Origin of the sequence: Photorhabdus sp. RM322S (genome assembly GCF_042879395.1) — a bacterium.
Classification (GTDB): domain Bacteria; phylum Pseudomonadota; class Gammaproteobacteria; order Enterobacterales; family Enterobacteriaceae; genus Photorhabdus; species Photorhabdus khanii.
The window spans coordinates 39191-52361 of the sequence record NZ_JBHFKW010000034.1 but is presented as its reverse complement, the minus strand read 5'-3'; the positions used below and the strand labels follow the sequence as shown (position 1 = coordinate 52361).

The following is a 13171-nucleotide window of genomic DNA, read 5'->3' as shown; positions in this document are numbered from 1 at the left end:
ATTAACGAGTTTAGAGGTTAAAATGGTATTTTCATCAAAGCATCATAGTTGTTTAGAGGCAAAAATTAGAGAGTTAAATGAAATATCATCCAGGCTCAATTTACGATATCTTTCTGATGTTAGAAGCAAAAACGGTTTTTTTTTCGAAACGAATGAACTAATAAGAAAGGTTAATCACGAGGTAGGCTCAAATTGCTTGTCTGTTGATGGGGGTATTGAAATCATTCAAAGTGAAATAGATAATCTGAAGAAACAGGAATTTGACCTGCGAATAAACGATAGCCAGCAATATCTGATTGTTCAAAAAGAAAAAAAAGATGACAGAATCAATTTATTTTTGAAACAAGTTGGTTTTGTTAGTGGTGGCTCTCAAATTTTTGCCGGTATTGGGGTATGCGTGGCCTCCCTCGGTGCAGCTTGTGCGGGTTTTGGTGTTCCGCTATTGGTGCAAGGAGGAAATAATGTTTATGAGAATGGGTATTACCTGTTATTAAGAAAAGGGGTTTCAGGTCCGGCAAGAGATGTTTATCGTGATGTGGCTAAAACACTTGGTTATAGTGAAGCTGATGGTGATAGCGTTTACGGCTATGTAGATTTGAGTTTGTCTGGATACGGCATGATGAGATCTGTTGTGAGGCCTGGAACTTTTCGTTTATTTAGATATATTAAAACTGATTACATCAGGGGGTGGCAAGAGATGGGGAAAGTACCTCTGGTTGCTGAACTTTTCGGTGATGCTGTGACTGGTTTCGGTATTTATTCGATTTCTGATGGTGAAAAAAATGAATAATGATGTGACATTGTCATATTACAATATCTTTTTTGTTATTGTTTATTACGCAATATCTATTTTAGTATTTATTATACTTGTTAAGCTGAGAGGGTACGTAAAGGCCCATATTCAAGAAGTGTTTTTTATTCTTATTCTTTTGGTTGTTAATACTGTTCAATATGCTATTTTAGCAAATGGTGGTGTGCTGATATATATATTTCCACATTATTTTAGTATTTACGATTATGATTCAATTACTTATGGTGCTTTGTTTTTTTTAATTGCATATTCCTGTCTTGTGCCTGTGAGTAAATCTTATCGTGATGCATCTGATACAGAGGAAAAAGAAAAGAAGAACAAAGGTAATGGTGAAAAAAATGAATGATGATGTGACATTATCATATTATAATTTATTTTTTGTTGTTATTTATTATGCAATGTCTATTTTCATATTTATTATACTTGTTAAGCTGAGAGGGTATGTAAAGGTCCATATTCAAGAAGTACTATTTACTCTTGTTCTTTTATTTTTTAATACTGTTCAATATACCATTTTAGCAAATGGTGGTGTGCTGATATATATATTTCCACATTATTTTAGTATTTACGATTATGATTCAATTACTTATGGCGCTTTGTTTTTTTTAATTGCATATTCCTGTCTTGTGCCCGTGAGTAAATTTTATCGTGATAAAGAAAATAAAAAAGATTGAGACTTGCTTAATAGTTTATAAATTGCAGTCTATTTTAAAATTATAGAACCCCACCTCCCAAAGAAGTGGAGTTTTATTAGGTATTAATATACCGTATCTTCCCATATACTATAACCACTCGTCCCTGCGATAACATGGCTCCATGTTATGCTTTTATATATTAATGACAATGTTTCTTGAGGTTGCTGGTCATTATGTTCTAAAGAGTTAGGATGGAGGATACTGTATTCCAATATTTTAGCCCCGATGAGCTTTAATTTAAAATATAATTCCAGTCCTCCAATTGAACTTATCCGATAAAGATCAATAAAGCAATCCAATAATTCATTATTGGAAATTGCAACACCTAATAAAGGCGTTGATTTATCAACAGGATTTTTAATTATCACCGGTTGATGATTGACATTTTTCTTACGCAACATTGAGTGGCTTAAACTGTAAACCAAAATTTCATCCTGATGATTTGCCTGGTATTTATTACCAATTGAGTCAAGTGACGAGCAACCAGCGGAAATTAATCCCTGATCCTTCCCTTTTATTGTTAAATAAATTAAGTCAGCCACAATATGTTTACTCCTGTGTCATTTGTATGAATGGTATATGTAAGAAAGTAGTTTGATTTTTAGCTTCATCTCTTTTTCTAACTTCCATCATGCTATCAAAAGGTCAAACGTAGGTATGTCTGCCTGTTTGGAAAGCACTTTGAAGTATTCTGATTTAGTATCTTCTAATGAGGAGAATGTTGATCAAGACTCTTTCCATTCCTCAAAAATAGCGTAATCTGAGTAAAAGTCAACCATTTGAATTAATTTATAGGCAATGATTCATTAGCGATATCGGTATTGCTAATATGATATTCAGTAATGTTGGCTTTGGTACTTGGATATTCTGTTAGGCGTTATTGCTCATTGATTTTACTGATCGGCAAGAAAAACGCAGGAATAGAATCCCGGGGTGGAATATTCCACCCCGAGTTTTTCAGCAAATTGTAAACAGTATTATCTCTTATCGTTATATTGGCGTTATTTATTTTATTTCTGGCATCACACCAATAAAAGAGGTTTTCTTCCTTGGCTCAGATATCAGGGATGCAAGCTCTTCAACACATTTTAGATAATGAGGTGTTTTTTTATGTGCATTGGCAGCCTCTTCATCGACATACGCTTCATAAATATAAAAACGGGTAGGAATATTTTCATCCCGTAATACATCAAAGCGCAAATTACCTTCTTCCTGAATTGAACCCAGATGATTGAAGCGGAAAACTTCAAGAAACTTATCTAATTTGTCCTGTTTAACATTAATTTCAACCATAGTTACGTGCATCTCAATTCTCCTTACCCTTTTTCACTTAAAAACAGCTCATAAGCTTTACTGGCATTTTCATTCTGGTGTACGACCGCGTGAACGGCTTTCAACATAGCAACCGGTGCTTCGGATTGGAAAATATTGCGTCCCATATCGACACCCGCAGCGCCTTGATCAATTGCCTGATAACACATCTCCAGCGCCTCTTTTTCTGGCAGCTTTTTACCACCAGCGATCACAATAGGCACCGGGCATCCGCTGGCAATACGCTCAAAGCCAGTATCGACATAGTAAGTTTTGATAATTTGCGCGCCCATTTCGGCAGCAATGCGGGTCGCCAGAGAAAAATAACGTTGATCCCGAACCATATCCTTGCCAACGCCGGTGACTGCCATAGTTGGCATCCCGTAACGCATTCCCTGATCGACTAACTTGATAATATTTTTGATCGACTGATGCTCATGTTCAGAGCCGATATACACCTGAGCGGCTACCGCACAGACATTCAGGCGTAAAGCGTCTTCCATAGCGACAGCGACTGCTTCATTGGATAATTCCGTCAGAATCGAGTTGGCACCGGAAGCACGTAAAACCACCGGTTTATTGGTTGCGGGCGGAACCTGACTGCGAAGAATACCGCGGGTACACATCAATACATCAGTATGCGGAAACAACGGCGCAATATTGATATCAATGCGTTCAAGGCCGGTTGTTGGCCCCTGAAAGTAACCGTGGTCGAAAGCCAGCATAACCGTTCGATTGGTTTTGGGATTGAAAATACGTGATAGCCGTGATTGCATTCCCCAATCAAGTGCGCCGCAACCTTTCAGTTCAAATAAACTGTTCTTTTGCGGGACATCAAGACCAAAATCTTTACCATCTTTAATATCGTCTAAATCTGCCATTTTTCCTCTCCTAACTAGCTTACACTGGGCCAGCAACCCTTAATGGCGGAGATTGCCGGGCAGTAGAATTAGAAATCGTACTGATTGATATTGTCTTTGGTGAAAATCACCCGTTCAGGTAAAACAACAATACCGTTTCCTTTGGCTTCATAGCTGTAGCCCTGAATGCTGTTTGGTGCAACTGCGACGGTGCCAATATCAGGAATATCGAGTTTATCTCCGACATTTAAATCACCTTTCCTGAGTAATTCGTTGGCGACATGGATTGAAATCCTGCCTTGACTCACAACATCCCATAGCCCGAATTGTTTCACGGTGCCGCGTTCAAGATAGGGGCGCATGACATTGGGGGTACTGAAACCCACTATCGCAACATCTTGTCGTTTCAGATTTTCCGCCGCTTGTGCTGCCGCAGGTAGGGCGTTGGCATCCGGAGCAATAATTGCATCCAGATCACTCCAGGCGTTTAAAATCCCTTCCGCAGTTTGTAAGGATTTCGTGGCATCGTTATAACCAAACTGAGTGGTAACAATTTCCCAACCTGGGTGCTCTGCGGCAATTTTATCTTTGGCTTGTTTTACCCATTGGTTTTGGTCGGTGACTGTTGGGCTGGAGTAAAAAAACGCAACTTTGGCCTGCTCTTTTTTCACCTGATTAGCGGTCATATCAACCAGCATTCCGCCTAATTGATTTGGTGTTCCCTGATTGATATAGATAGAACGGCATTCCGGTGAAGTGTCTGAATCCCAGGTCAGGATTTTCACTCCCCGTTTCATTGCCCGTTTTAGTGCAGGGCACAAGCCTTCCGGTGAAACCGCAGACACCACAATAACGTCATAGCCCTGGTTGACGAAATTATTGATAAGCTGGACCTGTCCGGCAACACTGGGCTCTGTTGGTCCATCATAGGTCACACTGACACCCAGTGTTTTTCCGGCGGCTACGGCTCCCTGACCTCCACTGGTAAAAAAGCCGACACCGACCAGTTTAGGGATAAAAGCGATTCTTTCAGCCGCATGTACCCAAGAGGTGCAAGCCAGACTTAATACACTGATCAGTGCCAGTTTTTTCAGGATTGGTGCTTTCATTACTTTCTCCTATTGTTGGGTTTCCGCATGGCGTTACCTCTGTCGATCAGGAAGGTAATTTCTGATTTCGTCGGCGTTGCATCCAGCCACGGATTTGATGACGATGTAAACTGATTGAACGGCCTACTACCGCAATAATCAGCAGTGCGCCGGAAAGGGCGCTGGATATCTGGTTCGGTATACCGATCATCTGTAACCCCTGTTGCAAATAACCGATTAACAGCATAGCCAGCGCTGTACCGATAATTGAGCCAGAACCGCCGTAAATATTGGCCCCACCTAATACGACGGCGGTGATTGCCGGCATCAGAAATGACGAACCAAGATCAGAACGCGCCGATCCAAAATAGGAAACCAGCACAATAGCGGCGATAGCGGCGGCGATACCCGTCAGGGAATAGATAAGATACAGGGTTCGGGCAACCGGAATGGCGGCATAGTGGGCAGCTTTGTTGTTTTGACCAATCAGAAAAATGTTGCGTCCACTGTGAGTACGATGCATGAAAAGCCAGAAAACCACTACACAGATGATAAACATAGCTAATGGTACAGGCAGACCCAATAAAGTCAGATTGGCGAAGTCAGTGAATGCCTGTGGAAAGCCGCCAATCCCTTCATAACCTGTAGCGCCGAAAATACCGGAAAGCAGAAGCGCACTGCCACCAAACAGGTACAGAGTACCGAGCGTAATAACCAGGGGGTTAACGCCGGTATATAAAATCAGCGCTGCATTGATTATGCCACACATTGCACCGACCATCAGCGTCAGGGGAATGGCTGCGGCCATCGGGATATCCACCTGATTCATCATACCCAGTGATATTGCACACAGGCCAATGGTTGAACCGAATGAGATATCAATACCACCACTGACGATAACCATGGTCAGTGGCAGGGCAACAATGCCGATACAGATAAAATCACTGGTACTGAATAACAGTATATTGATATCCAACATGCGTGGGTTTGCTATCCCAAATAATAAAATTTCCATAACCAGTAATGTGGCTAAGACTAATTCCCAGCCATAACGTTGACCGATATTCATTATGTCACCTGGTCACTTTTGTCATTCTTGAGGAAACGGGCATATTTCTGCTGGCGAATATTCTTCTCAATCGCACAACGAAGGCGTCCGTCAAAAACCAGCACGGCCAGCAGAACAAATCCGGCAATAAAATCGTTCCACCAGGCGGGAAGTTTTAGCAGTACCAATCCGCTGTTTATCTGGGTCAGAAAAAATGCGCCTAAAATAGCGCCCATCACTGAACCTGTCCCGCCGAGCAAACTAATACCGCCCAGCACACAAGCCGCGATAGCTTTCATTTCCAGTCCGTTACCGGTTTGATTGGGGATAAAACCAATCTGGGAAGCAAAAACAATCCCGGCCAGAGCCGCCATAACACCGTTAACTGAAAAAGCGATAATCCGGATGCTGTTTGTACGGACACCAAGCTGGCGTGCGCCTTGCAGGTTGTCACCTGTTGCGTAAAAGCCACGGCCGAAAGCGGTTTTTGCCAGGATCCAGGCCATTGCCAGTACCAAAATCATTAACAACCAGCCGATGGGCGAGATATTCAGCCATAGCGGTGCGGAAAGACTTTTTAGTTCATCAGGCAGACCTTCAATCCATTTACCATCGGTGAGTAATAGCATGAATCCACGGTAAAGTCCCAGCGTGCCAAGGGTGGCAACAATGGCGGGAATTTTTAGCCAGGTGACCAACACGCCGTTAAACAACCCGGCACACATACCGAGCAGAAGAGTGAACAAACAGGAAACGGGCAAACTGAATCCCGCATTCAGTGACATCCCCATGATAACCGCGCATAAGCCGGTAATGGAGCCGACAGAAACATCAATATTTCGGGTTAGCATGACTAATGTTGCACCCATTGCAAGCAGGATAAGGATCTGCGCACTGCTGAAAATCAGGGTGACGGTTTGCAAACTAAAGTATTGCCGGTCGATAACGCCCAGTAAACCAAACAGGGCAAGAATGGCGATTAATGCGGTTATTTCGCGGTTATTCTGGATAAATTTCAACATGATGCTGCCTTATCTGTTTTTATGGTGGAGACAGCCTGCTGTGATTTATGTTCACCAAAGGCGATATGCATAATGGTATCGACATCTATTTGTTGTTTAGTCAACTCGCCATTGATTTCTCCCTGATGCATCACTAATACCCGATCTGCCATCTGAACCACCTCATCCAGATCGGATGAAATGAAAATAATCGCCACCTGTTGCTGGGCGATATTATGAATCAGTTGGTAAATATCGTTGCGTGCCGCGATATCCACGCCACGTGTAGGTTCATCAATAATAAGTACTGCGGGGTGAGCTTCGAGGCATTTAGCAATCAGAATCTTTTGCTGATTACCTCCGGACAGGGTTTTGACTGGCTGATTGATATGGCTGAATTTGATATTCAAAGCTTGACGATAGCGTTCAACGACGGTGGCGTCATAAGTAGGGTGTACCCAAAATGTACTGTTGTTATGGGTTAACGAGCAGATATTCCAGCTTAGGGATGAATCCGGAAATAACCCTGATGATTGTCGATCCTCTGGCAAATAGACTAACCCCTGTTTCAGACGCTGAACAGTTTTTAGCCTGGTAATTGGACACTGTTTTAATTTGATTTCGCCAGATAGCACAGGACGCAGGCCATAAAGTGTTTCGGCTAATTCTGTACGACCCGCACCGACAACACCGGCCAAACCCAAAATTTCGCCGGGTTTCACTGATAACGTGATATTGCGGAAACCTTCGCCATTCAGGTTAGTCACTGTCAATACAGGTAAATCAGATGAGGTCTTTTGCGGGTTATCGTTCAGCTCTGACCACCGCTTTTCTGTGTCGGTTAAGGGTTTATTTTTCGCTGCGGGTGTAATAGCCCGAATGATGTCATCCGTGGTGTAATCGCGGATTTTACCACTCAGCGCAATGCCACCGTCACGCATGACACTCACCTGATCCGCCAACTGACGAATTTCAGGGATTTTGTGAGAAATAAAAATAATGCCGACGCTTTGCTGCTGTAGTTCACGGAGCTGGGTAAATAAGCGTTCGGTTTCCGCCGGTGTCAGGGAGGCAGTAGGTTCATCGAGAATTAAAACGTTTGAATTACGTATCAGGCCACGCATAACTTCTACCAGTTGCTGATCGGCAACATTGAGGCTGCCTGCATTGGCATTGAGATCTAATTGACAGCCAAGTAATTCCAGCAAATGTTTCATTCTGGCTTTATCTGCCTGATGCTTGGGCAAACGAAACAGGATATTTTCCTGTACAGACAAATTAGGAAACAGCAATGGTTCCTGTGGTATCAGATAAATACCAAGTTGATGTGCTTTGGTGGGATTGAGATGGCTAACATTATTGCCGTCAATCTTGATAGATCCTTTATCCGGTTGTTCTATACCGGCAATGATCTTCATCAGTGTTGATTTGCCTGCACCATTACCCCCTAACAGAGCATGTATCTGCCCTGGAAGCAGAGTAAAATCAATATGTTTCAGTACCATTACGCCGGAAAACTGCTTACTGATGCCACTGACTTCTAATAGCGGTGGTACTGCGGTGTTGTTATGTAACATCGCGGCATCCTCTTAATGCAGGTGCTGAGGCAAAAAAATGAACATTTATGTAAATAAAAAACAATTGTTCAACATGGTAGCTGTTAAATTATGATATTGGCACTATTTAGATCACATTTTGTGAAAAAATTAGATCTTCGTAATATTATGTTCAAATTTTTACGGTAAGACTCTGGCGTGTTATACGTTTTAATGGTTATCTGTTGAGTGCGGATAAAAGAAAGTGGTTATGTCGATAAAATCAGCGAAAGAAAAATCAGTTAAAGAGAAAAATGTGTCGTCCGAAGACACCTATCCGGGTAATAGCATGAGTGAAGAAGAGCTGCTTGCGCGTATTGCATGGTTTTACTATCACGATGGCCTGACACAGGGGGACATCGGCGATCTGTTGGGTTTGAGCCGGTTAAAAGTTTCCCGATTACTGGAAAAAGGGCGGCAGTCAGGTGTGATTCGGGTACAAATTAACTCCCGTTATGAGGGGTGTCTGGAACTGGAAGATACCCTGCAAAAACATTTCTCTTTGAAACAGGTGCGCGTTTTACCTGCACTGGCTGATATGAATCTTAATGCCAGATTGGGGGTTGGGGCGGCCCATTTGCTGATGGTGTTGATTGAACCACAGCAATTACTGGCAGTCGGGTTTGGTGAAACCACCATGTGCACATTGCAGCATTTAAGTGGTTTTATCTCATCACAACAAATCAGGCTGGTCACGTTGTCCGGTGGTGTCGGTCCTTATATGACTGGCATCGGCCAGCTGGATGCCGCCTGTCCAATCAGTATTATCCCCACACCACTGCGTGCTTCGACTGCTCAGGTAGCCGAAACATTCCGTCAGGAGAGCAGCGTCCGTGATGTGCTGTTGGCAGCTTGCGCGGCTGATGTGGCTATCGTTGGTATCGGCGCAGTTAATCAGAAACAGCAGGCGACAATTATGCGTTCTGGCTATATCAGCGGTGGTGAACAACTGATGTTTGGCCGGAAAGGTGCGGTAGGCGATATCCTTGGTTATTTTATGCAAGCAGATGGTCAATTGGTGGAAGATATGCAAATTCATCAAGAGCTGATTGGTATCTCTATGCCGGAACTGAAAACGATTCCGACGGTTATTGGTGTTGCGGGAGGAGAAGACAAAGCGGAAGCCATTGTTGCTGCACTTAATGGTCAATATATCAATGCGCTGGTGACGGAAGAACAGACCGCCAGAGCGATGCTGAATTTGCTGCGCTGAACCCACATTCAATCTATCCGTGAATAAACAGAAAAAATTTGAGGTAAGGCTATAAGTTCAAAAAGTCATTAAATTGAGGATAGCATCATGAATCAACGCCGTAGTGTTAATCCATCGGGAAAATATCTGATGGCGCTTGATGCAGGAACAGGGAGCGTTCGTGCAGTAATATTTGATCTTGAAGGGAATCAGATAGCCGCAGGGCAGGCTGAATGGATACATCAGCCTGTACCTGATGTACCGGGCTCAATGGAGTTTGATTTAGTGAAGAACTGGCAACTGGCTTGCCAGTGTATCCGTCAGGCACTGAAAACGGCGGAATTGCCCGCCAGTGCTATCCAGGGGGTGGCGTCCTGCTCTATGCGGGAAGGGATTGTGCTTTATGACAGCAACGGTGAACCGATCTGGGCTTGTGCCAATGTGGATGCGCGTTCCAGCCGTGAAGTGAGCGAGTTAAAAGCGCTGTATAACAATACCTTTGAATATGATGTTTATCGGTGTTCAGGACAAACGTTAGCACTGGGGGCGATGCCTCGTCTGTTATGGCTTGCGCATCACCGTCCGGATATTTACCGTCAGGCGGCCGCCTTAACGATGATCAGTGATTGGCTGGCAAATATGCTCAGTGGTGAATTGGCCGTCGATCCCTCTAATGCCGGTACCACAGGAATGCTGGATTTGGTGAGCCGTGACTGGCGTCCCAACCTGCTTGAGATGGCCGGTTTGCGTTCTGATATTCTTTCTCCGGTAAAAGAGACAGGCACCCTGTTAGGTTACATCACTGAAAAAGCCGCTTCTCAATGCGGGCTTAATATTGGAACACCGGTCATTATGGGTGGAGGTGATGTACAGCTCGGTTGTCTTGGCTTAGGGGTTGTCAAGCCTGCCCAAACCGCGGTTCTCGGGGGTACGTTTTGGCAGCAGGTTGTCAATTTACCGGAGCCGGTCACTGACCCGAATATGAATACCCGGATAAACCCGCATGTTATTCCCGGTATGGTTCAGGCGGAATCCATCAGTTTCTTTACCGGTTTGACAATGCGTTGGTTTAGGGATGCATTTTGTGCGGAAGAGAAATTATTGGCGGAGCGTCTTGGCGTTGATACATATAACTTACTGGAAGATATGGCCGCCAGAGTACCTGCCGGCGCTTATGGTGTCATGCCGATTTTTTCTGACGTGATGCGGTTTAAAGCCTGGTATCACGCGGCACCTTCTTTTATTAACCTTTCGATAGATCCTGAGAAATGCAATAAAGCGACATTATTCCGTGCATTGGAAGAAAATGCGGCGATTGTCTCGGCCTGTAATCTGGATCTGATTTCTGCATTTTCGGCGGTTAAACCGGATTCACTGGTATTTGCTGGTGGTGGTTCGAAAGGAAAATTGTGGAGCCAAATTTTATCTGATGTGACAGGGCTGCCGGTTCGGGTACCGATGGTTAAAGAATCTACTGCTTTGGGGTGTGCTATTGCTGCTGGCGTGGGGGTTGGGCTTTATGATGCCATGAGTGAGACAGGGGAAAAACTGGTGCGTTGGCAACATGAATATCAGCCAAATCCTGAACACTATGAAGTGTATCAAAAGGCTAAAGAGAACTGGCAGGCGATATATGCCGATCAGTTAACTTTGGTCGATCATGGTTTGACAACTTCATTATGGAAGGCGCCGGGATTATAAAAATTTCAGGTGTAATCTTGTCCCTGATTTTCATTTTCTTGTTCTGCTTTTTTTACTACCTATCCCATTAAGGCTATTTTATTTGTTCTTCTTTGTAATAAAGAGTGAGCTTGTGGTGGGATAGGCTCTTTGAGTCACATTTTTTCGTTATTATTAATGCGATTTTTTTATCTGCAATTCTTTAATTCTTATCTTTCTGTTCGAGATATATTCGATAATCTTGTGGTAACATTTATCCTGAAAGACTTCTATTGATTGATGTTAATGTCTTTAATGTCAGATTTCTGGTTAGTTGATACAGTAATAAATTGAAAATAATAACGTCAATTATATTTTCCATAGTAATAATATGAGCATAAATAAAATTAACACAGAAAACATTAAAACAGTTTTCTTTACGATTGGTGATTCAAGATGAATAGCACTAAAACAATCAATATCCAAGATGTTATTAATAATCAAAAACTTTCGAAAGTGCAATGGCAAGTATTAATTCTCTGTTTCTTAGTTGTTGTTATTGATGGTTTTGACACTGTATTAATGGGATATATTGCACCGGCAGTGATAAATGATTTTAAAGTAGAAGGTGCTATTCTTGGCCCGACTATGAGCGCTGCACTTTTTGGGTTATCGTTGGGCTCGATCTTTTCTGGTCCACTTGCCGATCGGTTTGGTCGAAAGTCAGTGCTGACAATATCAGTCACTGTTTTTGGCCTATTTAGTCTTGCCACAGCTTTAGCAGGTTCAATACAGACATTAACTATTTTGCGTTTTTTGACTGGGTTAGGTCTTGGTGCAGCAATGTCAAATGCAGTAACTCTAATGTCTGAATATGCACCAGAGCATCGGCGATCGTTGTTAATAAATATCGTTTTTTGTGGTTTTCCTCTTGGCGCAGCAGTAGGGGGGATAGTGTCTGCATGGATTATTCCACATTTTGGTTGGCAGGGAGTTCTAATTTTAGGGGGGATTTTGCCATTACTTCTATCTCTATTTCTCTTCTCTTTATTACCTGAGTCACTTAGGTATTTGGCTTTTAAAAGAGGGGCGGAAGGTAATATAAGGCGGATTTTGTCTAAAATGACCAACAATCCTTTAAATGATATAAACAAGTTTGCTTTTGATGAAGAAGAAATTATACATAAGTCGTCAGTCAAAGCGGTTTTATCCAATCGATTCTTACTTGGGACTAGCATGTTATGGACAACCTATTTCATGGGAGCATTGGTTTTTTATGTTCTGACAAGTTGGCTGCCGTTTTTAATGAACGATGTTGGTTTCAGTATTAGTATGGCGGCAACACTGACAGCATTATTTCCTTTGGGAGGCGTAATAAGCGCTGTTTTTTCCGGTTGGTTAATGGATCGAATTAATCCTCATAAGGTAGTAGCAACTCATTATATATTAACGGGTATTTTTGTTTTCTTTATTGGTCAGGGAGAAAATATATTATTACTGAGTGTTTTTATATTTCTTGCAGGGATAGCAATGAATGGTGCTCAGGCATCAATGGGGGCTATCTCCGCACAATTTTATCCGACTCATTGTCGGGCAACGGGTGTTGCCTGGATGTTAGGATTTGGAAGGTTCGGCGGGATTTGCGGTGCGTTATTTGGAGCAGAATTGATTAAGCTTGAATTAAATCATAGCAGTATTTTTGCAATTTTATCCATTCCCGCTATTTTAGCTGCTTTAGCATTGACATTTAAAGATGTGAGTTATAGAAGGCGTAAATAGATAACTTTATAAAGGGATTATAAAGTTATTTAATTAATGTCATTCTTATTAGGACTTATTTCGATAAGTGATTTAATAGAGATAATATATATTATTACTAATGTGTTTCTTGGTAATAATAAGTATCAGGAA

Annotated in this window: 13 protein-coding genes; 6 read left to right on the top strand and 7 right to left on the bottom strand. The window is 42.5% G+C overall.

Annotation, left to right across the window (positions count from 1 at the left end; genetic code table 11):
• The 3 genes from ACGF63_RS17875 to ACGF63_RS17865 all read left to right on the top strand — a co-directional run.
• Positions 1–790, top strand: a 790-nt coding sequence (locus tag ACGF63_RS17875; RefSeq protein WP_387632466.1) for a DUF4225 domain-containing protein, incomplete at its 5' end; no start/stop codon positions are given.
• Positions 783–1157 (top strand): hypothetical protein, encoded by a 375-nt coding sequence (locus ACGF63_RS17870; protein WP_387632463.1) that lies wholly within the window; start codon positions 783–785, stop codon positions 1155–1157. The genes ACGF63_RS17875 and ACGF63_RS17870, both read left to right, overlap by 8 nt.
• Positions 1150–1485, top strand: a complete 336-nt coding sequence (locus ACGF63_RS17865) for a hypothetical protein (RefSeq protein ID WP_132355077.1) — start codon at positions 1150–1152, stop codon at positions 1483–1485. The genes ACGF63_RS17870 and ACGF63_RS17865 overlap by 8 nt, the downstream gene beginning before the upstream one ends.
• Before the next feature lie 83 nt (positions 1486–1568).
• Here the strand turns inward: ACGF63_RS17865 and ACGF63_RS17860 are convergent, their stop codons facing one another.
• The 7 genes from ACGF63_RS17860 to lsrA all read right to left on the bottom strand — a co-directional run bounded on the left by ACGF63_RS17860 (position 1569) and on the right by lsrA (position 8391).
• Entirely contained in the window at positions 1569–2048 is a 480-nt protein-coding gene (locus ACGF63_RS17860; protein ID WP_387632460.1) for an Hcp family type VI secretion system effector, read from the bottom strand.
• Positions 2049–2511: 463 nt separating this feature from the next.
• Positions 2512–2811 (bottom strand): (4S)-4-hydroxy-5-phosphonooxypentane-2,3-dione isomerase, encoded by a 300-nt coding sequence (lsrG, locus tag ACGF63_RS17855; RefSeq protein ID WP_036843249.1) that lies wholly within the window; start codon positions 2809–2811, stop codon positions 2512–2514.
• Between the two features lie 11 nt (positions 2812–2822).
• Entirely contained in the window at positions 2823–3698 is an 876-nt protein-coding gene (gene lsrF, locus ACGF63_RS17850; protein WP_021324885.1) for a 3-hydroxy-5-phosphonooxypentane-2,4-dione thiolase, read from the bottom strand.
• A gap of 68 nt (positions 3699–3766) precedes the next feature.
• Positions 3767–4786: an autoinducer 2 ABC transporter substrate-binding protein LsrB gene (gene lsrB, locus ACGF63_RS17845; protein WP_387632456.1), complete on the bottom strand. Its 1020-nt coding sequence runs from the start codon at positions 4784–4786 to the stop codon at positions 3767–3769.
• Between the two features lie 46 nt (positions 4787–4832).
• Entirely contained in the window at positions 4833–5834 is a 1002-nt protein-coding gene (gene lsrD, locus ACGF63_RS17840; RefSeq protein ID WP_152962310.1) for an autoinducer 2 ABC transporter permease LsrD, read from the bottom strand.
• The gene (gene lsrC / locus ACGF63_RS17835) at positions 5834–6835 is read right to left on the bottom strand and encodes an autoinducer 2 ABC transporter permease LsrC (protein ID WP_387632454.1); all 1002 of its coding nucleotides are present in this window, start codon (positions 6833–6835) and stop codon (positions 5834–5836) included. Before lsrC ends, lsrD begins: the two co-directional genes overlap by 1 nt.
• Positions 6829–8391, bottom strand: coding sequence for an autoinducer 2 ABC transporter ATP-binding protein LsrA (gene lsrA / locus ACGF63_RS17830; RefSeq protein WP_387632451.1), 1563 nt, complete (start codon positions 8389–8391; stop codon positions 6829–6831). Before lsrA ends, lsrC begins: the two co-directional genes overlap by 7 nt.
• 229 nt (positions 8392–8620) lie before the next feature.
• On the opposite strand from lsrA, the gene lsrR reads away from it, so the two are divergent.
• The 3 genes from lsrR (at position 8621) to ACGF63_RS17815 (ending at position 13039) form a co-directional block, all read left to right on the top strand.
• A complete protein-coding gene (gene lsrR, locus ACGF63_RS17825; RefSeq protein ID WP_387632449.1) occupies positions 8621–9622 on the top strand; it encodes a transcriptional regulator LsrR in 1002 nt (333 codons plus the stop codon).
• An 87-nt stretch (positions 9623–9709) separates the two neighbouring features.
• The gene (gene lsrK / locus ACGF63_RS17820; RefSeq protein ID WP_387632446.1) at positions 9710–11302 is read left to right on the top strand and encodes an autoinducer-2 kinase; all 1593 of its coding nucleotides are present in this window, start codon (positions 9710–9712) and stop codon (positions 11300–11302) included.
• Between the two features lie 414 nt (positions 11303–11716).
• Positions 11717–13039: an MFS transporter gene (locus ACGF63_RS17815; protein ID WP_387632443.1), complete on the top strand. Its 1323-nt coding sequence runs from the start codon at positions 11717–11719 to the stop codon at positions 13037–13039.
• Positions 13040–13171: the final 132 nt, after the last annotated feature.